The sequence below is a fragment of the Bradyrhizobium cosmicum genome (assembly GCF_032290525.1).
In the GTDB taxonomy this organism is placed as follows: Bacteria; Pseudomonadota; Alphaproteobacteria; order Rhizobiales; family Xanthobacteraceae; genus Bradyrhizobium; species Bradyrhizobium cosmicum_A.
This window is the reverse complement of the sequence record NZ_JASXTA010000012.1, coordinates 95,081-113,481: the sequence shown is the minus strand read 5'-3', so window position 1 is coordinate 113,481 and position 18,401 is coordinate 95,081. Positions and strand designations below refer to the sequence as shown.

Sequence of the window (18,401 nt, the reverse complement as noted above, 5' to 3'; positions counted from 1 at the left end):
AGTAAGGAGTTGCTGGCTGTGGCGGCGCTGCCACAGCCCAAGCAATTTCGGTTCGCTGTTTTCGATCCTTGGGGCTCGACCCGAGATAAACTTAGCCGCAAGGATAACAATTGTTGACAATGCCAAGGCCTGGATTATAGTTAGCTTCATGGCTAACCAATTATCCCGTCTCGACCAGGTTTTCGCGGCCCTTGCCGATCCCACGCGGCGGGCGATCGTGATGCGGCTGTGCGCCGGCGAAGCATCGGTCGGCGAGCTCGCCGACCCCTTTGAGATGGCGCTGCCGAGCTTCATGAAACACATCCGGGTGCTGGAGGCGAGCGGGCTCGTCCAATCCGAAAAGTCCGGTCGCGTGCGTACCTGCCGCCTCAGCCCGGACGCGCTTGTCGGCGCGGAAGACTGGTTCCAGCAGCAGCGCGCGATCTGGGAGGCGCGGCTCGACCGGCTCGAGGCTTACGTGATGCAGCTCAAGAAGGCGAAGGAGAGGGCGGCCGCCAAGCGGCCGTCCCGCACAACCAAGAAGAAAGGTTCTGAGTGATGACGAATTCTGCCAATCCCGCTTTGTCGCAATGGTCGCTGGACCGCGAGATCGTGATGTCGCGCGTGATCGACGCGCCGCGCGATCTGGTGTTCGAGGCGTGGTCCGATCCGAAGCATCTGCCGCAATGGTTCGGGCCGAAGGGCTTCAAGGTCGAGACCTTCGAGATCGACGTGCGCGTCGGCGGCGTCTGGCGTTTCAACATGATCGGCCCCGACGGCACCGTCTATCCGAACCGCATGCGTTTCCGCCGGATCGAGCGGCCCTCGCTGATGGAGATGGATCACGGCGTCGACCAGGACGAGGATCCCGGCATGTTCCGCTTCACCGTCACCTTCGCCGAGCAGAGCAATGGCAAGACGGTTCTGATAATGCGGCAGCTGGCCTCGAGCACCGAGCAGCGCGACGGCATGGTCGGCTTTGGCGCCGTCGAATACGGCTACCAGACGCTGGACAAGCTCGCGGCCTATGTAGGCGGGATGAAGCGATGAGAGAGCGTCGTCATTCCCAAAGATTTCTCGGGGTCATCTGAACGCGTTCTGAGTTCATCCCTCAGCCGTTCGAAAAGATGACTGCGGCCCCGGCGGAGAGGGCCGGGGCCGCACTCAGGTCGGCATCGTCTCTGGCCCGAAGCTACAACCCGGCGTTGGGCCACGCGCTTTGCGAACCGCGGGTCGCGCGCAGCGTTGCTCCGGCGGAGAACGCGTTGGATGTTCTGCTATCGCAGGTTAGCGCCGGGTCCGAAGATGGAATGTCGCCACGGCATGCGTCATATGCAGCATGCGTCAGACATTGTCTTATCTACCTAGGAACGATCCCTCCAACTTGTTGGTTTGCAGGAACGAGGTCAGTCGGATGGAGGACAGGAAAATGGCCGGTGCAGCCCGCGACACATTTGACCGGCAGGAACGATAGTGGCCCTCCGGCTTTGCCGATGATGACGCACATTATCTTCAGCGATTACCGCAACCCCGCCGCCGAGCAGGCCTACGAGATTGCGTGGGACTTTCTCGCGCGGACCGGCGCCATCGGCGACGAATTCGAAGCCTGCGTGTTCCTGGCGCAGCGTATCGCCGTGATGGTGGATGAGGGACAGGCCAACCGGATCCGCATGGCCAATCGCGCGATCTCCGAATATCAGCGCCATGCCGAGGAGCGCGACGAACTCATCCGCAGCGGTGGCCGCCGCGCCAAAGGGCGCTGAGCGTCGCATCGGACCTCATGCGCTGGCAGCTTCACTCCTTCGCCTCGTCGGTCACGACATCGCCGAGCTTCTGCCAGCGCAAGCCGTCGAATTGCACCATCTGAAACTGCTTGTTGACGCGGTAGTCGGTCGGCGTGGTCGTGACCGATATTCCGGGCAGCGTCAGGTCGAGCTCGACGTTCGTCAGGTTGGCGCCCTGCCGCATGACGTTCTCGCGTGTGAGGTCGTCGCCGCATTGCTTCAGCACCTGTGCGGTGATGTAGCCGTAGACGTTCAGGTTCGAATCCTTGTCGCCGTCCGGATAGTACTTGGCCATGAAGGCGAGATAGCGCCTCATGCCGGGATCGTCCTTCCATTCGGGATCGGCGGCATCCTTGACGTAGCCGACGCTGACGACGCTTTTGGCGTTGTCGAGGCCTGCGGGCTTCAGCACGGCGCTGACCGAGGAGGCGTTGATGTCGATGATGTGCAGCGGCTTCCAGCCGATTTCGGCCACCTTCTTGATCGCCTGCGCCGCCTGTTTCGGGGTTGTCGCGCTGAACAGCACGTCGGCACCCGCATCCTTCAGGCGCAGGATCTGCGAGTCGATCGTCGGCTCGGTGATCTCGTAGGACGTCTCGGCCACGATCATCTTCGCCTTGTCGCCGAGACCGGCCTTGAGGCCTGCAAGATAGTCCTTGCCGAGGTCGTCGTTTTGGTAGAGCACACCGATCTTTGCGTCCGGATGGTTCTTCAGGAGGTACTGCGCGTAGATCCGGCCCTCGACGAGGTAGGAGGGATTGAAGCCCATGATCCAGTGAAAGTTCTTCGGGTCGGTGAAGCGCGCTGCGCCGGTCGCGGCGAAGAGCTGCGGCACCTTCTTGGCGTTGAGATATTTCTGGACCGCGACGTTCGGCGCGGTGCCAATGATCTGGAACGTCAGCAGCACTTCGTCGCTTTCGACCAGCCTGCGGACCTGCTCCACCGTTTTCGGCGGCGAATAGGCATCGTCATACTGGATCAGCTCCACCTTGCGGCCGTTTAGGCCACCCTGGTCGTTGATCATCCTCATATAGGCAGACTGGGTCTTGCCGATCACGGCGTAGGCCGAGGCGGGGCCGCTGAGCGGCACGGTCTGTCCGACTTTGATCTCGGTATCGGAGGCGCCGGAATCGTATTTCTTCTGAGCCTGGGCTTGTGCGATCGACACCGCCAGAGCGAGCGCTGAGGCTGCGATGCGGATGCGAAGACGGTGCTTCATTTCCATTCCCTGTTCTTGCCGGTGTTCTCGGCGGTGTTCTTGGCGGTCATCCGCCCTTGAGCCCGGCGTCGCGGATCAGCTTGGTCCATTTCTGTGTCTCGTTGTCGATGAACCGGCCGAACTCGGCCGCGGTGCCGGGCCGCACTTCGAGGCCCTGGGCGGTCAGCTTGTCCTTGATCGCGGGCTCGGCGAGCGCGCGCAGCACCTCGGCCTGGAGCTTGTCGACGATCGCGCGCGGCGTCGTCGATGGCGCCATGAAGCCGTACCAGCCGGCGGCGGCCAGGTTGGGAAAGCCCTGCTCGCGCAGGGTCGGCGCCTGCGGATAGAGCGCGCTGCGCTCGGGCGAAGCGACGCCGAGCACGATGAACTTGCCGTTCTGGATGTAGGGCAGCGCGGTCGGCAGCGCCGTCAGCGTGGCGTCGACGCGGCCGGCGAGCAGCTCGGTGTAGGACGCCGCATCGCCACGGAAGGGAATGTTGAGACCCTTGACGCCGGCGTCCCGGAACAGGAGCTCGTCGGCAAGATGCGGCTGCGAGCCGGCGCCGGGCGAGGCGAAGGTCAGTCCGTCCGGCTTCGATTTGCCGTGGGCGATCAAGTCGGGGAGCGTCTTGAACGGCGCGTCCGCGCTGATGATCAGGAACAGCGGCGCGATCACCGCCATGGCGACCGGCTGCAGATCCTTGCGCTCGTAGGTCAGCTTGCCGAACAGCGCTTCGGCGGTGGCATAGGGCGCCGCGACATAGAGCAGGGTGTAGCCGTCGCCCGGCGCATGCGCCACCATGTCATTGGCGATGCGCGTGCCGGCGCCGGGCTTGTTCTCGACGATGAACTGCTGATGCAGGTTGCGCCCGAACTGTTCGGCGAGCAGGCGCAGCGAGATGTCGTTGGAGCCGCCGGGCCCGTAGGGAGAGATCAGCCGCACCATGCGCGACGGCCAGGACTCCTCAGCGCGCGTGGAGAATGGAAGTGCCGAGACAGCGAGGGTGCCCAGTAATGCTCGGCGTGTAACGGTCATGGCGGCCTCCCGGTGGCGGAGCGCCAGTGTTCTTGTTCATCTCCTGGCCCTCTTGTTTTGCTTTTGTGTTTCAGCCGGCCCCGCCGCGCCCGCGACGGCGCGGATGCTGTCGGCAAGCGCCGCGATGCGCGGCCCGATCTCGCTCTCGAGCTGGCCCGGCTGCAGCCGGAAGGCGGGAATGCCGCAATTGATCGAGAACGCCTGGTTGGTTTCGCCGCTATGAAACAGCGGCGCAGCGACGGCGTGGATCGAGGCGATGTACTCGCCCCAGCAGGTGCAGAAGCCGCGGCTGGCGCATTGCGCAAGGCCGGCGCGGTACCTGTCGCGGAAGGCGGACCACAGCTCGGCATCCTCGCCCGCCATGCGCTGTTCGAGCAGCGCGGCCTCGGCCTGCGGCAAGGTCGCCGCCGCGGCGCGCCCCATCGCCGTCATGACGACGGAAATGGGCATGCCGACATCAGGGACGTGCGGACCGACATGGCCGGAGCGCGCGGTCTCGACATAGATCATGGAGGTCCCGTCCAGCAGGCCGATCGAGACCGTGCCGCGCACGCTCTGCGCCAGCTCCTGCATCATGGGCCGCGCGATCTGACGGAATTGCATGTCGGCGAGCAGCGGATGCGCCATCCGCAAGGCGCGCGCGCCGACGCGATACTTGGCGCGCTCGGAATCGTAGCGGAGGTAGCCGAGCTCGGCGAGCGTATGCGTCAGCCGCGCCACCGTGGGCCGCGGAATCCCCGTCAGCGTCGACAGCTCCATGTTGCCGAGCAGCGACGCACCTGCCTTGAAGGCTTCGAGCACCACGAGACCCTTTGCCAGCGTTGTCGCGAACGCGGCGTCGTCGGCGCTCGATGCCAGTACCGCGGCGGCGGACGAGGAGGCGCGGGTCGGTCTGGAAGCGGTTTTGGCCATGGCATCTAATGAACAGAGGTCGGACATTTGTCCAATATTTTTAGAAAGCATGCTTGTCCGTCCACTATGTGGACGAATAATGTTGCTTGGGTGAGGCGGAAGGATTGCGCGGGACACGCCGCTGCGCTCAGATTTTGGTCGCGATTCCGTGGCTTGTTGTGACAACATTATTACGGCTAGATGTCACATCGATTACAGCGGAGCGATTCATGTTGCAGTGGCAGGCGCGGTCAAATCCCCTCGCATGGTGGTGGGGGTCGTTGACGCTTGTAAGCAGCGCCAACATCCTCGTCTGGTTCATGCTGTACCGCGAGTTCTATCCGACGGTTGCCGGCAGTGTTGGCGGCGGCTCCGACATCGGCCTGATGTTCCTGCTCTGCGCGGGCTATGTATTCGGCTGCGCCTTCCGCTCGTTCCTGCCGCGCGCCGACGTGCAGCGCATCTGTCTGTTCGACACCTGGCTCTCCAGCGTCTTCGTCGGCCGCACCGTCGCGACCGTAGCCGAGCTGTGCTTCGTCGCACAATGGGCGATCATCCTGCATCAGCTGGGTCACATGACGGGCGCGGAGACCGCGGTGAACATCGCGCTCGTGATCGTGCCCATCATCATCATCGCGGAGTGCTTCTCCTGGTACGCGGTCGTCACCACCAACTTCCTTTACAACGCGATCGAGAACTCGCTGTGGGCGGTGACCTTCTTCCTTGCCGGCATCGCGCTGTGCCGGCTGATGCCGGAATTCCAGGGCGTGGTGCGCTGGGCGTTGATCGCCGGCATCGTCGGTATCGCCTGCTTCCTCGCCTTCCTCGTCACCGTCGACGTGCCGATGTATCTCAGCCGCTGGCGGGCAGGGCACGCCGAAGGCAACAGGTTCCTCGGCTTCCTCGAAGGCCTGCATGACGTCGCGACGCGCTGGGTCGTGACCCACGACATCGCGCACTGGAAGGGCGAGCTGACCTGGATGTTCCTGTATTTCACCGCCGCGGTGTGGTCGAGCCTGGCGCTCTGCGCGCTCTACGCCATGGAAGGCTATCTTACGCGCTATCTGGCTTGAGCGATCAGGCCCCGCCGAGATCGAGCTGCGTCAAAATCCCCTGGCGCAGCGCCAGCCGGACCAGTTCGATGTCGGAGCCGACGCCGAGCTTGTCCTTGATCAGCGAGTGCAGGTTCGCCACCGTCTTCGGGCTGACATGCAGCGTTTCGGCGATCTCCTCCGTCGTATTCTCGGCGAGCAGCAGCCGCAGCACCTCGAACTCGCGCGGCGTGAGCACGTCGGCGGCCGAGCTCTCGCCGGCGAGACGGCTGAGCGCAAGCTCGTGGTCGATGTCGGGGCTGATGGCGATCCTGCCGGCGAGCACGTCCATCACGGCGCGCACCAGCGTCTCGGGCGGGCTGGTCTTGGTGACGTACCCCCTCGCGCCGGCGCGGATCGCCTGCACGGCGAAGCCCGCGTTCTCGTGCATGGTGAAGACGAGGATTTTTGCGGCCTTGTCCCACTGCCTGATCCGCCTGACCGCCTCGATGCCGCCGATGCCGGGCATGCTCAGATCCATGATGACGAGGTCGGGCGCCTCGGACTTGAACAGGCGGTAGGCCTCGGCGCCGTCGGCGGCTTCGGCGATGACGCGCAGTCCCGGCTGCTTCTGCAGCACCGAGCGATAGCCCTCGCGGACGACGGAATGGTCGTCGACCAGCAGAATGGTGGCATCGGCCGCGCTCATGCCGCGCGCTCCAGACCTTGCCGATCGGCGGCGACGGGGATGGTGACGCGTAGCGCCGTGCCGCCATGCGGTCCGGCCTCGAAGCTCAATCGGCCGCGCAAGGCCGCGACGCGCTCGCGCATGCCGAGCAGGCCCATTCCGGATTTCGCGGCGGGCTCGCTCGAATGTCCGTCGTCGTCGATCGCAAGCGCGATCTCGTCGGTACGCATCGCCAACTCCAGGCTCACCTTGGTTGCGCCGGCATGCTTGGCGGCGTTGGTGAGGGCCTCCTGCACGATGCGGTAGAGGCTGGCGCTGATCGCAGCCGGCAGGGCCTCGAACGCGCCGTCGAAACGGATGGAAAAACGCGTCTCGCCACGACTGCGTCCGTTCCAGCCCGCAACGAGACCTTCGAGGCTCGCGACGAGCCCGAGCTCCTCGACGTCGGGCGGGCGCAGCCGGAACAGTGCGCCGCGCAAGGTCTCCATCATCCCGGTTGCGGTTCGCGCGATGCCGTCGCATTCGCCGAGCAGGGCAGGGCAGTCCTGTGCGGCAGTCTGGCGGGCGGAGGAGGCCAGCGCGCGGATCGCCGCCAGCGACTGGCCGAACTCGTCGTGCAGTTCGCGCGCAAGATAGCGGCGCTCCTCGTCCTGCAGCGCGATCAGTTTCCGCGTCAGCTCGCTGCGCTCGGCCAGCGCCGTGTCGAGGTTTTCGGCGAGATGGTTGAAGACGTCGCGGATGGCGGACAGCTCGGCGAGATCGAACGGCGGCAGTCGCGTGGTGAGGTCGCCAGCGGCGATCCGCGCAAGGCCGGTGCCGATCATGTGCGTCGGGCGCAGCGCCCGCGCGAGCGCGGCGTAGACCAGCACGCACAGCAGCGGCAGTGCGATCGCAAGCGCGAGCATCAGGCGACCGGCCTCGTGCCAGGCCTCGGCCGTCTGCACGGCCGGATCGAGCGTGACCACGGTCTCGCCGAGCCTCGTTCCGCGCACGACCACGGGTCGTGCCGCCTCGCGGCCGGGGTCGAACAGGCTGCGATAGAAGGCCGCGAAGAGTTGGGGCGGCGGCTTCGCCGGCATCGGCGCGCCGCTACAGAAGCGCTGGAGGATGTCGCCGCTCACGCCACGGAATGCCAGGCATAGGCCGGGCGTCATCACATAGGCCGAGACGGGATCAAGGTTGGGAAAGTCCGAGCGCGGACTGGGTACCCACTGGACCTTGCCCTGTTGCAGCTCCAGCGTTTTGGCCACGATGGCCGCGATGTCGTCGATGCGCGTATGGGCTGCGCGGTCGGCGGTGATGAGGAAATAAGCGGAGATCGCGGCGAAGCAGGCGGCCGATATCGCGGCCACGCGCAACGTCAAACGGACCTTGAGATCGAATCTCGGGCGGTTCCACATCGGCGGGCACCTGGCGCGAACGAAATTGTCGCTCCCGCATTAAACGGCAGAACGCAAGCTGCGGAAAGCGTCGCGCTTATTGCGGTGCAACGTCGTGAAAATTTCCCGGTGCTGGCCGGGACCGGCACCGTTGCGCGGCCTGAATCCGCCCGTCCAGATTGCGCCGCCGCTCCATCGCACGAGGTTCTCATGCGCCGCACCCGGTTGATCCTCTCTGCCTTGCTTCTCTTCGTCCCTGCCGCGACCTCATCGCCGGGCGGTGCCGAGGCCGCTATTGGCGTTGCCATCGACGACTTCAGCTATACCGATACGTCGGCCGAGCCGGCCGACCAGACCGCCGCCCACGAGCGGCGGCTGGCGGCGTTCATGACTGCGCTCAGGCGGGACATCGGCGCAGATCAGCGCTATCGGCTGGTGCCGTCGGCCCAGGACGGTGCGGCCTTCAAGATCATCGGCGGCATCCAGAAGACCAGCACGCTGGTGCAATGGGCCAAGATCGCCGTGATCGATGTCGACGCCAAAAAGCTCGTGATGGACAAGCTCTACACCTTCCGTGGCGACAATGATGAATCATGGCAGCGCGCCGAGATGTTCGTGTCCCGCGAGGTCGTGGCTGCGCTCGGCGCACCCGCTCCGGTCGCGCTGGCGGTGTTCGATTTTGAGCTCGAGGACACCACCGCCGCCTCGGCGGGCGCTTCAGCCACGTCAGATGCGTCCTACCTCGCCGAAGTCACAGCCAGCGTGCGCGAGGTGCTGGGCCAATCCGGCCGCTACCGCATCGTCGATGTTGGCGAGGCGGCGAAAGCGCGTGCCTTGCGCGACTGCGATGGCTGCGAGGTGGCAATTGCGCAAAGGCTCGGTGCGGATCAGTCGCTGATCGGCGTGGTGCGGCGGGTCAGCCGCACCGAATACACGCTCGGCTTCCTGGTGCGCAATGTCAGAACCGGCGCCGTGGTGTCACGCGGCGACAGCGGCCTGCGCCTCGGCGCAGACTATTCGTGGAAGCGCGGCGCCGTCCGGCTCGTCAGCGATCGGCTGATCGAGAGCCAATAGTTCTAGAACGTCAACTGCACCTTCATCGACTGCGACCGGTCGCTGGCAAGCTCGAAGGCGGCGACCGCGTTCTCGAATGGCATGGTGGCGGTGATCAGGGGCTTGACGTCGATCAGGCCTTCACCCATCAGCCGTACCGCGAGTTCGAACTCGGGATCGAAGCGGAAGGTGCCGCGAAGCTGCAATTCCTTGGCGACGATGGCATTGATCGGCAGCGTCATCTCGCCGCCGAGGCCGAGCTGCACGAGCGTTGCGCCGGGCCTGAGCACGTCGAGCGCGGCGCGGAGCGCTGCCTGGTTGCCGGAGGCTTCGAACAGGGTGTCGAACACGCCCTTGCCGGCGCGCCAGGGATCGAGCGCGGTGGGATTGGACGCGACATTGATGGCGTGCGTGGCGCCGAGCTTGTTCGCGACCGCCAGCGGTGCGTCGGCGACGTCGGTCACCACAATCTCGGACGCGCCGCCGAAGCGCGAGACCAGGATCATCAGCGCGCCGATCGGGCCGCAGCCGGTGATCAGCACGCGCTTGCCGAGCAGGGGACCGGCCTGCTTGCCGGCATGCAGGCATACCGCGAGCGGCTCGGCGACCGCGGCTTCCGCCAATGACAGCTTGTCGGCGATCGGCACGGCCTGCGTCGCATCGACCGTGATGAATTCGCGAAAGCCGCCCTGCACGTGCGGAAAGCGCATCGCGCTGCCGAGAAAGCGCATGTCGAGGCACTGGTTGCGCATACCCTCCTGACAATGCAGGCACTGGCCGCACGGCTTGCTCGGATTGACTGCGACGCGCGTCCCGGCCTTCACGCTGGTGACGCCGTCACCGACGGAAGCGACCACGCCGGCGATCTCGTGGCCGAGCGCCATCGGCTGCTGGATGCGGACGACGCCGAAGCCGCCGTGTTGGTAGTAGTGCAGGTCGGAGCCGCAGATGCCGCCGTTGGCGATCTTGACGCGGACTTCGCCCGGGCCGGGCGCCGTGTCAGGATAGAGGTCGATCCGCAGATCCTTCGGGGCGTGAATGACGACGGCGCGCATGGCTTATTTCTCCGGCGTTTCGCGGATCACATCGCGGCGATCATGCCGCCATCGACATAGATGATCTGGCCGTTGACGTAAGTGGAGGCGTCGGAGGCGAGGAAGATCGCCGCGCCGACCAGCTCGTCCGGCCTGCCCCATCGCTTGGAGGGAATGCGACCCATCAGCCAGTTGTTGAAGTCGGCGTTGTTGACCAGCGCCTCGTTCATGTCGGTGAGCATGTAGCCGGGGCCGATCGCGTTGGCCTGGATGCCGTGCTGGGCCCACTCCACCGCCATCGAGCGGGTCAAATTCTTTATGCCGCCCTTGGCGGCGGTGTAGGGCGCGATCGTCGGCCGAGCCAGTTCGCTGCCGAGCGAGCCGATATTGATGATCTTGCCGTGCTTGCGCGGGATCATGCGCTTGCCGGCCTCGCGGCCGATCACGAAGGCGCTGGTGAGGTCGGTCTCAATCACCTTGCGCCACTCGTCGGTGGTGAACTCGACCAGCGGCTTGCGGTGCTGGATGCCGGCATTGTTAACGAGAATGTCGACCTCAATGCCCTTTTTGTCGAAGTCATTGAATGCCGCGACGATCGCGGGCTCGTCGGTGACGTTGAAGGCGGCGCCCTCGGCTTGATGTCCGGCGGCGCGAAATTCCGCGACGGCCTGCTCGACGCGCTTCGGGTCAACGCCGTTGATGATCAGCTTCGCGCCGGCCTTGGCCATGCCTTCGGCAATGGCGCGGCCGAGGCCGCGGGAGGAGCCGGTCACAAGGGCGGTGCGGCCGGACAGGTCGAACAGGGCGGTGCTCATCTCGAAGAATCCTCAGACGTTGGAACGGCGCACGGTCAGATCGGAGCGCTCGAATACGGCGGGCAGAAGGTCGACCCCGAGGCCGGGGCCCTCCATCGGATAGACAAAACCGTCCTTGATCGTCGGCATCGTGGTGACGAGCTCATTGTACCAGCCCTTGTAGAAGGCACGCACCGATTCCTGGATCAGCGTGTTGGGCTGGCTGAATGACATGTGGATGGCGGCAATGAAGCCGATCGGGCCAATGCAGTCATGCGGCGCAAAGGGCCGGTGATAGGTCTCGGCCATCGCCGCGATCTTGCGGCCTTCGGTGAGGCCGCCGGTCCAGCACAGATCCGCCATCACCACATGCATGGCGTCGCGGTCGAGCATGTCCTTGTAGGGGAAGCGCGAGCCCAGCGTCTCGCTGGCACAGACCCAGACGTCGGTCGAACGCGCATATTCGGCCAGCGCCTGCGGCGAGTTCATGCGGATCGGGTCTTCGTACCAGGTCGGCTTGTACGGTTCGAGCGCACGCGCGATCTGCTTGGCCGTCGGCAGATTCCACAGCGAGTGGAGCTCGACCATGATCTCCATCCTGTCGCCGACGGCTTTGCGGATCTTCTCGAACGGCTCGATCGCCCGCTTCATCTGCGCGGCGGTGATGTAGAGGCCCTTGTTCTCCTGGGCTGCCGGATCGAACGGCCAGATCTTCATCGCGGAGATGCCGCTCTCCAGCAGGCTTTCGGCCAGCGCGTCGGCGTGGTGCATGAAGCCGTCGAGGTCTTCGTAAGGCCCTTTGGAGGCCCCGAGATTCCAGTTCGCGACCGGGCTGATATTGGTGGAGCGGACATATTGGGTGCCGGCGCAGGTGTTGTAGATGCGCTGCTTGTCGCGGCAGAGTCCGCCGAGCATCTGGTGCACCGGCTGATTGCAGACCTTGCCGAACAGGTCCCACAGCGCGATGTCGATCGCGGACGCCGCGCGATATTCGACGCCGGTGGAGGACTGCGCCATCGGCAGGTTCAGCATGTCTCGATGGATCGCTTCGATGTGCAGGGGATTGCGGCCGAGCAGGCGGCCGGCAAAGGTGTCGTGGATCTGCGCTTCGACCGCGCCCGCGCCGTAGAAGGTTTCGCCGAGACCGATCATGCCCGTATCGGTGTGAACGCGCACCCAGATGACGTTGGAAAATTCCTCGGTACGCAGCGTCTCGATCGACGTGATCTTCACGGCAACTCTCCTCCCATCACGGGTGCCTCGCACCCGTCGTCTCATTTCGCACCGCAACATGTTGCGGGACGCTCGGGAGTCTTACGCCTGCTTGTAATATATCACAACATGTTTTAAGGCTCGCACAAATGGCGCCACCCGGCAACGAGAGCGCAGGCTGACAGGGAGGACAACATGGTACGACGCAAGCGCGCGCTCGAGGTGGTGAGAAACGACGACGACGGCGAGGGCAAGCCCTCCCGGCGCAACCGGCTCAACTTCTTCGAGCTGGCCTATCAGAAGATCGAAGAGCTCCTCGTTCACTGCGAGCTCAAGCCCGGACAATTCATGACGATGCTGGAATTGCAGCACATCACCGGCTTCGGGCGCACACCGGTGCATCACGCCGTCAATCGTCTCTCCGCCGACACGTTGATCATCATCCGTCCGCGTCACGGCCTGCACATCGCGCCGATCGATCTGGCGCGCGAGCGCATGCTGCTGGCTTTGCGCCGCGACATGGAGCGCTTCGTCGTCCGGCTTGCGGCCGACCGCGCCAGCCTCTCGCATCGCAATCAGGCGCTCCACATCGAGCGGCTCCTGCGCGAACGCCGCGCCAGCCTGACGCTCGATGAATTCAACAGCATCGATCGGCGCATCGACGCGCTGGTGCTGGAAGCCGCCGGCGAGCCGTTCCTGGTGCACACGCTGCGGCCGCTGCACACGCTGTATCGCCGCATCGGCTACATCCACCATCGCTTCATGCCGGGGCAGGCCGATCTGTCAGGCACGATCGATCGTCATCTCGCCATCCTCGCTGCGGTGGCCGGCCGCCGTGTCGAGGACGCGGTGAAGGCGAGCGATGCGCTGATCGACTACATGGGCGAGATGTTCAACGGCATGGAAGCGGGGATAGATCCGCGCCTGCTCGATTGCAGCATCGAGCCGCTCCTCGGCGCGTAAAAGGGTTTTGAAGAAGGGACCAACGATGTCAACGATGGCGATGCCACAACCGACCGCGAGCGAAGCCGCAGTCCGCTACCTCATCACGAACTACAGTCCTAAGGGTAATAAGGTCGGCTGGCTGATGATGGCCTCGATCCTGGTCGAGGCCTGGGACCTCTATTCGATCGCCTTCGTGCTGATCTTCATCAAGGAGCAGTTCAACCCCGATCCGCTGATGCTCGGCCTGGCCGCGGCGGGCACGCAGGGCGGCGCGCTGATCGGTGCGCTGCTCGGCGGCTGGCTCTCCGACAAGATCGGCCGCCGCGTCATGTTCCTGGTGACGATGGTGCTGTTCATCGTGCTCGCGCTGGCGCAAGCCTTCGTGCCGAGCGTCGGCTGGCTCGTCGTGATCCGCTTCCTGCTCGGCATCCCGCTCGGTTCGGACATCTCGACCGGTTACACCTACATCATGGAATCCATGGCCAAGGGTGAGCGCGAGGTCATGGGCAACCGCTGGCAGTTCATGTTCGCGGTCGGCGAAGTCCTCACGATCGGCGTGATCGTGATCTTCCTCCTGATCGATATGAACCACGAGACGCTGTGGCGCGTGACGCTCGGCCTCGGCGCGCTGCCGGCCCTGATCATCCTGATCATGCGGCACGACGTGCCGGAGACGGCGGTCTGGCTGGTGCAGAAGGGGCGTTACCGCGAAGCCAAGCAGGTCGCACGCGAGATGTTCAACGACGATCTCGCCATGCTGCCGGACCATGACGTCGAGATGCCCAAAGTTTCGACCCGCGCCTTCCTCGCCGACCTCAAGAAGGACCCGATCCGCTGGCGTGCCACGGTCTACGGCTGGATCGCCTGCTTCGCGCAAGCCAGCGAGTTCTCGACCTTCGCATTCTATCTGCCGGTGCTCTTTGTCATGGTCGGCGTGTCGAGCGTGCTCGGCATCAATCTGGTGACGATGGCGCTGTTCTCGTTCGCCGCGCTGTCCGGCTGGGTCGGTCCGCTGCTGACGCCGAAGATCGGCCACCGCGGCATCTCGATCGCCGGTTTCGGCATCGTGCTGGCCTCGCTGCTGGTGGCGGCCTTCGCGCTCTACACCGACAACAAGATCCTGCTGCCGTTCGCGGCCGCCGCGATGTTGTGGGGCCACTATTGGGACGCGTCGAACTGCATGACGATCCCGACCATGGTCGCCAGGCCGAAGTACCGCGGCACCGCCAGTGGCTTCGCCTACATGTTCGTGAAGCTGCCGTCGTTCCTGGCGATCTTCCTGTTCCCGACGGTGTTCGCCGCGATCGGGCAGGCGAATGCCACGCTGATGGTCGCGGTCTTCCCGCTGATCGGATTGCTCGCCGCGATCTTCATCCTGCCGGAAGTCTACGGCTACGAGAACGACTGATCTCGCAGATTATCTGATCGCGGCCGCCAAGGCCGCGATCAGAGCGGGCGGCGTCACCAGCAGGCCGAGCTTGAGGAACCGCCAAGCGCCCACCTCGATCTTCTCCCGCCGCAGCGCGACCAGCCACAGGATGGTGGCGAGCGATCCTGTGACCGACAGATTGGGCCCGAGATCGACGCCGATCAGGATAGCGCTGATGACGGGCGCGGGCAGGTGATCGCTGGCTGCGACCGAACCGGCGACGAGACCGACGGGCAGATTGTTGGCGATGTTGTCGGCGATCGCGGTCGCGATGCCGACGCGCCAGGCGGCCTCGGGCACCGATTGTGCGACGGCCTCATGCAGCAACGCGCTGAGCTGCGCGATCACGCCTGTCTTCACCAGCGCCTCGACCATCACGAAGAGGCCGCCGACCAGCGGCAGCACGCTCCAGGAAACCCCCTTCAGCACGGGGAGAGGCGACTGGCGGTTGATGAGCAGCACGGCGGTCGCCGTCGCGCTCCCGCAGAGGAAAGTCGGCAGACCCAGTTGCAGATCGAGTGCGGAGGCCCAGATCAGCACGATGCCGATGGCTCCGATGCCGTAGGCGGTCAATCGGCCGCCGCGGCCGAGCTTCGGGCGAAGGACCCGCATTTCGATCGTTTCATCCTTGAGCTCGCGATGCAGCACAAGACGCAGTGCGACATAGGTGACACTGATCGAAGCAAGCGAGGGCAGGGCGAATTGGCGCAGCCACGCCCCGAGATGCGGCATGTGCTTGCCGAACACCACGAGGTTGGCCGGATTGGAGATCGGCAGCACGAAGCTCGCGGCATTGGCGATGAAGGCGCAGACGAACAGATAAGGCAGCGGCTTGGCGCCGGCCGCGCGGGTCGCGGCGTAGACGGCCGGCGTCAGCACGATCGCGGTGGCGTCGTTCGACAGGAGCACCGTGACGATCGTGCCGACGAGATAGATCAGCAGGAACAGCCGCTGCGGCGAGCCGCGTGCATGTTCAACGGCGAATGCGGCCAGGTAATCAAACAGGCCTTCGAGCCGCGCGAGCTCGGCGATCAGCATCATGCCGATCAGAAAGAGATAGACGTCGACACCCTTTTCGACGCCGGTGAGCGCATCCTGCCACGGCAGCAAGCCGAGCAGCACCAGGGCCGCGGCGCCGACCACGGCCCAGATCGCCTCGGGCAGGCGAAGCGGCCGGATGATGACGCCTGCTGTCGCGGCGACGATGATGCTCCAGGCCCAGATGGCGTCGGACGGTACGGTCGGCACGTTCAATCTCCCGATCGCGCCTGACTATCGTATCGGACGTTGTGTCGGCAAGCTCATCAGCAGCACCGAAAACAGCGGAGGACATCACCGCGCCACCGACAGCTTCTCGGCGATCGCCTTGCGCAGGATGCGCGAGAGCGACTCCACTGAATACGGCTTCTGGATCAGCTCGAACCCGCGATGCGCGTTTTCAGCGAGGACGTTGCTGTAGCCGGAGGTGAGCACGACGGGCAGGCCCGGATAGCGCTCGCGGATGACGCCGGCGAGTTCGACGCCATTCATGCCGGGCATGATGACATCGGAGAAGACGAGGTCGACGGAGAATTCGTTCTCGCCGAGAATGGCGAGCGCCGCACTGGCGTTGGAGACGCGGCGGATGACATAGCCGAGATCTTCCAGCAGCTCGGTCGAGAACTGGCCGACATCGTCATTGTCCTCGACCACGAGTACCCGGTAACCGCGTCCGGTGGTCGCGCCCTCGCTGGTCAGCGCTGCGGCTTCCTTTTCCGCGGCAGGGCTCTGCGCCTGCGGCAGGTAGATGGTGAAGGTCGCGCCTTCGCCTTGCGTGCTCGTCACGGCGATGTCGCCCTCGGACTGCTTTGCAAAGCCGAAGGCCTGGCTGAGGCCGAGGCCGGTGCCCTTGCCGACTTCCTTGGTGGTGAAGAACGGCTCGAAGATGGCGTCGATGTTCTCCGGGGCGATACCGCTGCCGGTATCCGCGACCGAGATCGCGACATAGTCGCCGCCACGCGCCGACTGCGCGCGCAGGCTCGGAATGCCCGCAGCCTTGCGCACGGCGATGGTGAGGTGGCCTTCGCCGTCCATGGCGTCGCGGGCGTTGATGGCGAGATTGATCAGTGCGGTCTCGAACTGCGCGATGTCGGCCACGGTAAAGCAATCGGCAGCGTCGATCTCGACGACGATCTCGATGCGGCCGCCGACCAGCGGCCGGATCAGTTGGGCGACGCCATCGACCTGGCTGCCGACGTTGAAGATCTGCGGCTTCAACGGCTGCCGGCGCGCAAATGCCAAAAGTTGCGCAGTCAGCTTGGAGGCGCGCTCCACGGTGTCGGAGATGGCGTCGACGTAGCGGCGGCGGCGCTCCTCCGGCAGCTCGCGGCGGCGCAGGAAGTCGGTGGCCGAACGGATGATCGTCAGGAGGTTGTTGAAGTCGTGCGCGACGCCGCCGGTGAGCTGGCCGATCGCCTCCATCTTCTGCGACTGCCGCAGCGCTTCCTCGCCGCGGCGGCGCTCGGTGATGTCGACGGCCTCGGGCACCGCGCCGGTGATGTTGCCGTGACGGTCCAGCACCGGGCGCATGCCGAACTCGAAATCGCGCTCGCCGATGGGAAGCCGTAGCCGCATCTCCATCCGCACCGCTTCGCCCCGGAGCACGGTGTCGAAGGCCTCGCGCACGGTTGCGCTCATGCCATGGGTGCCGGTGAACCACGGCGTCTCCCACAACGGCTTGCCGATGACGTCCGCGGAGCGCGCCTTGATGCCGTTGAGCGCGGTGGTGTTGGCGTAAAGCAGTTCGCCCTCGAGGTTAACCAGGCCCTGGTACTGGTTGCTGGTCTCCAGGATCGCGCGCAGCCGCGCCTCGTTGGATTCCAGCTCTGCGGTGCGCTCGACGATGCGTTCTTCCAGCGTTTCGTTGAGCTGCCGCAGCTCGATCTCGGCCTGCTTGGCGGCGGTGATGTCGTGGGCGACGCCGATGAAGCCGATATGCTTGCCGGTCGCGTCCCAGCGCGGCTGCGATTCCGAGCGCAGCCAGCGCCATTCACCGGAAGCGTTCTTGTAGCGCGCCTCCAGCACGAACGGTTTCAACGACGCTTCGCCCTGGACCGATTGCTGGAGCACATGCGGCAGGTCGTCCGGATGCAGCACCTTGCGCCAGTCGAAGGCGATGGCCTGGTCGTAGGGCAGGCCGACGAAGTCGACATAGGCCTGGTTGGCGAAGGATCGCGTGCGGTCGAGCTTCGTGACCCAGATCGGCACCGGCGCGCTGTTGGCGATCAGCCGAAACCGCTCCTCGCTCTCGCGCAGGGTCTCGCGCACCAGCATCTGGTCGGTGACGTCGATATGAGCGCCGACGAGCCGGATGGCGCGGCCGTTGCCGTCGCGCTCGATCTTGGCGACGACGCGGATCCAGCGGATCTCGCCGTCGCAGGGGCGGATGATGCGGTATTCGGCGGTGTAGTCTTCGCTGGTGCCGGCCAGCGCCTCGGAGAAATGCGCGATGGTCGCGTCCCGGTCCTCGGGATGGATGCGGCCGACCCAGTCCTCGTGCGACTCGTCGGCGGCTTCGGCCGGCAAGCCGTGGAGCAGCAGGTATTCCGGCGAGCGGCGGTTCTTGAAGCCCTCGCGAAAGTCGACCTCGAGGCCGCCGACCTTGCCGATGCGCTGGATGCGCGCCAGCTCGGCCTCGCGCTCCTGGAGCGCGCGATAAGCGTTGTCGCGCTCGCGCGCGATCTGCTCGAGGTGCTGGCGCAGCCGCTCGGCGGCGATGGTCTCTGGCAAAGGATCGTTCAAGGTGTCGACCGGTGAGATGCGAGAGCGCACGTGCCGGGCGGATATTCACACAGACAAAGCGTGATAGCCATTGCTCAAAGGGGAATAGGGACGGAAAGGCGCCGCCGGTCGCAGTGGCGGGTATGAACGAATGCAGGGGCTGGCTATTTGTTCCCAACATTGGAACGA

Annotated in this window: 17 protein-coding genes; 7 read left to right on the top strand and 10 right to left on the bottom strand. The window is 65.1% G+C overall.

Annotation, left to right across the window (positions count from 1 at the left end):
* Positions 1 to 148: 148 nt before the first annotated feature.
* From QSV46_RS21955 to QSV46_RS21945, 3 genes are all read left to right on the top strand, one after another.
* Positions 149 to 538, top strand: a complete 390-nt coding sequence (locus tag QSV46_RS21955; RefSeq protein WP_314956400.1) for a metalloregulator ArsR/SmtB family transcription factor — start codon at positions 149 to 151, stop codon at positions 536 to 538.
* Entirely contained in the window at positions 538 to 1,029 is a 492-nt protein-coding gene (locus QSV46_RS21950) for an SRPBCC family protein (RefSeq protein ID WP_314956398.1), read from the top strand. Before QSV46_RS21955 ends, QSV46_RS21950 begins: the two co-directional genes overlap by 1 nt.
* Before the next feature lie 443 nt (positions 1,030 to 1,472).
* On the top strand, positions 1,473 to 1,742 hold the full coding sequence (locus QSV46_RS21945) for a hypothetical protein (protein ID WP_409997196.1): 270 nt from the start codon (positions 1,473 to 1,475) through the stop codon (positions 1,740 to 1,742).
* Positions 1,743 to 1,773: 31 nt separating this feature from the next.
* On the opposite strand, the gene QSV46_RS21940 is transcribed toward QSV46_RS21945, so the two are convergent.
* From QSV46_RS21940 to QSV46_RS21930, 3 genes are read right to left on the bottom strand one after another with little or no spacing between them, the layout of a single operon-like run.
* Positions 1,774 to 2,982: an ABC transporter substrate-binding protein gene (locus tag QSV46_RS21940; RefSeq protein WP_314956395.1), complete on the bottom strand. Its 1,209-nt coding sequence runs from the start codon at positions 2,980 to 2,982 to the stop codon at positions 1,774 to 1,776.
* Between the two features lie 46 nt (positions 2,983 to 3,028).
* Positions 3,029 to 3,997: a tripartite tricarboxylate transporter substrate binding protein gene (locus QSV46_RS21935; RefSeq protein ID WP_314956392.1), complete on the bottom strand. Its 969-nt coding sequence runs from the start codon at positions 3,995 to 3,997 to the stop codon at positions 3,029 to 3,031.
* A 36-nt stretch (positions 3,998 to 4,033) separates the two neighbouring features.
* Positions 4,034 to 4,909 carry an IclR family transcriptional regulator gene (locus QSV46_RS21930; protein WP_314956389.1) on the bottom strand — a complete coding sequence of 292 codons (876 nt, stop codon included), beginning with the start codon at positions 4,907 to 4,909 and terminating at the stop codon, positions 4,034 to 4,036.
* A 209-nt stretch (positions 4,910 to 5,118) separates the two neighbouring features.
* Between QSV46_RS21930 and QSV46_RS21925 the strand changes: the two genes are divergently transcribed.
* Positions 5,119 to 5,961: a hypothetical protein gene (locus QSV46_RS21925; protein WP_314956387.1), complete on the top strand. Its 843-nt coding sequence runs from the start codon at positions 5,119 to 5,121 to the stop codon at positions 5,959 to 5,961.
* Positions 5,962 to 5,965: 4 nt separating this feature from the next.
* On the opposite strand, the gene QSV46_RS21920 is transcribed toward QSV46_RS21925, so the two are convergent.
* A complete protein-coding gene (locus QSV46_RS21920) occupies positions 5,966 to 6,628 on the bottom strand; it encodes a response regulator transcription factor (RefSeq protein ID WP_314956384.1) in 663 nt (220 codons plus the stop codon).
* Positions 6,625 to 8,007: a HAMP domain-containing sensor histidine kinase gene (locus QSV46_RS21915; protein WP_314956381.1), complete on the bottom strand. Its 1,383-nt coding sequence runs from the start codon at positions 8,005 to 8,007 to the stop codon at positions 6,625 to 6,627. The genes QSV46_RS21920 and QSV46_RS21915 overlap by 4 nt, the downstream gene beginning before the upstream one ends.
* A gap of 189 nt (positions 8,008 to 8,196) precedes the next feature.
* Between QSV46_RS21915 and QSV46_RS21910 the strand changes: the two genes are divergently transcribed.
* On the top strand, positions 8,197 to 9,060 hold the full coding sequence (locus QSV46_RS21910) for a DUF3280 domain-containing protein (protein ID WP_314956378.1): 864 nt from the start codon (positions 8,197 to 8,199) through the stop codon (positions 9,058 to 9,060).
* Between the two features lie 2 nt (positions 9,061 to 9,062).
* Here QSV46_RS21910 and QSV46_RS21905 read toward each other — a convergent pair whose 3' ends face one another.
* The 3 genes from QSV46_RS21905 to QSV46_RS21895 are packed head-to-tail and all read right to left on the bottom strand — an operon-like array spanning position 9,063 to position 12,100.
* Positions 9,063 to 10,094, bottom strand: a complete 1,032-nt coding sequence (locus QSV46_RS21905) for an L-idonate 5-dehydrogenase (RefSeq protein WP_314956375.1) — start codon at positions 10,092 to 10,094, stop codon at positions 9,063 to 9,065.
* A gap of 26 nt (positions 10,095 to 10,120) precedes the next feature.
* Positions 10,121 to 10,888, bottom strand: a complete 768-nt coding sequence (locus QSV46_RS21900) for an SDR family oxidoreductase (protein ID WP_314956372.1) — start codon at positions 10,886 to 10,888, stop codon at positions 10,121 to 10,123.
* 12 nt (positions 10,889 to 10,900) lie between these two features.
* Positions 10,901 to 12,100, bottom strand: a complete 1,200-nt coding sequence (locus QSV46_RS21895; RefSeq protein WP_314956369.1) for a mandelate racemase/muconate lactonizing enzyme family protein — start codon at positions 12,098 to 12,100, stop codon at positions 10,901 to 10,903.
* Between the two features lie 174 nt (positions 12,101 to 12,274).
* Between QSV46_RS21895 and QSV46_RS21890 the strand changes: the two genes are divergently transcribed.
* Both QSV46_RS21890 and QSV46_RS21885 read left to right on the top strand, forming a co-directional pair.
* A complete protein-coding gene (locus QSV46_RS21890) occupies positions 12,275 to 13,042 on the top strand; it encodes a GntR family transcriptional regulator (RefSeq protein WP_314956366.1) in 768 nt (255 codons plus the stop codon).
* 25 nt (positions 13,043 to 13,067) lie between these two features.
* Positions 13,068 to 14,432: an MFS transporter gene (locus tag QSV46_RS21885; RefSeq protein WP_314956363.1), complete on the top strand. Its 1,365-nt coding sequence runs from the start codon at positions 13,068 to 13,070 to the stop codon at positions 14,430 to 14,432.
* 9 nt (positions 14,433 to 14,441) lie between these two features.
* Here QSV46_RS21885 and QSV46_RS21880 read toward each other — a convergent pair whose 3' ends face one another.
* Positions 14,442 to 15,701, bottom strand: coding sequence for an arsenic transporter (locus QSV46_RS21880; RefSeq protein WP_314956360.1), 1,260 nt, complete (start codon positions 15,699 to 15,701; stop codon positions 14,442 to 14,444).
* A gap of 84 nt (positions 15,702 to 15,785) precedes the next feature.
* On the bottom strand, positions 15,786 to 18,263 hold the full coding sequence (locus QSV46_RS21875; protein ID WP_314956356.1) for a PAS domain S-box protein: 2,478 nt from the start codon (positions 18,261 to 18,263) through the stop codon (positions 15,786 to 15,788).
* Between the last annotated feature and the right edge of the window lie 138 nt (positions 18,264 to 18,401).

What these genes read in the sequence shown, in the direction of transcription:
- QSV46_RS21910 (WP_314956378.1), top strand. Translation starts at nt 8,197, where the DNA reads ATGCGCCGCACCCGGTTGATCCTCTCTGCCTTGCTTCTCTTCGTCCCT.
- QSV46_RS21950 (WP_314956398.1), top strand. Translation starts at nt 538, where the DNA reads ATGACGAATTCTGCCAATCCCGCTTTGTCGCAATGGTCGCTGGACCGC.
- QSV46_RS21915 (WP_314956381.1), bottom strand. Translation starts at nt 8,007, where the DNA reads ATGTGGAACCGCCCGAGATTCGATCTCAAGGTCCGTTTGACGTTGCGC.
- QSV46_RS21905 (WP_314956375.1), bottom strand. Translation starts at nt 10,094, where the DNA reads ATGCGCGCCGTCGTCATTCACGCCCCGAAGGATCTGCGGATCGACCTC.
- QSV46_RS21885 (WP_314956363.1), top strand. Translation starts at nt 13,068, where the DNA reads ATGTCAACGATGGCGATGCCACAACCGACCGCGAGCGAAGCCGCAGTC.
- QSV46_RS21920 (WP_314956384.1), bottom strand. Translation starts at nt 6,628, where the DNA reads ATGAGCGCGGCCGATGCCACCATTCTGCTGGTCGACGACCATTCCGTC.
- QSV46_RS21940 (WP_314956395.1), bottom strand. Translation starts at nt 2,982, where the DNA reads ATGAAGCACCGTCTTCGCATCCGCATCGCAGCCTCAGCGCTCGCTCTG.
- QSV46_RS21955 (WP_314956400.1), top strand. Translation starts at nt 149, where the DNA reads ATGGCTAACCAATTATCCCGTCTCGACCAGGTTTTCGCGGCCCTTGCC.
- QSV46_RS21900 (WP_314956372.1), bottom strand. Translation starts at nt 10,888, where the DNA reads ATGAGCACCGCCCTGTTCGACCTGTCCGGCCGCACCGCCCTTGTGACC.
- QSV46_RS21930 (WP_314956389.1), bottom strand. Translation starts at nt 4,909, where the DNA reads ATGGCCAAAACCGCTTCCAGACCGACCCGCGCCTCCTCGTCCGCCGCC.
- QSV46_RS21925 (WP_314956387.1), top strand. Translation starts at nt 5,119, where the DNA reads ATGTTGCAGTGGCAGGCGCGGTCAAATCCCCTCGCATGGTGGTGGGGG.
- QSV46_RS21890 (WP_314956366.1), top strand. Translation starts at nt 12,275, where the DNA reads ATGGTACGACGCAAGCGCGCGCTCGAGGTGGTGAGAAACGACGACGAC.
- QSV46_RS21935 (WP_314956392.1), bottom strand. Translation starts at nt 3,997, where the DNA reads ATGACCGTTACACGCCGAGCATTACTGGGCACCCTCGCTGTCTCGGCA.
- QSV46_RS21945 (WP_409997196.1), top strand. Translation starts at nt 1,473, where the DNA reads ATGATGACGCACATTATCTTCAGCGATTACCGCAACCCCGCCGCCGAG.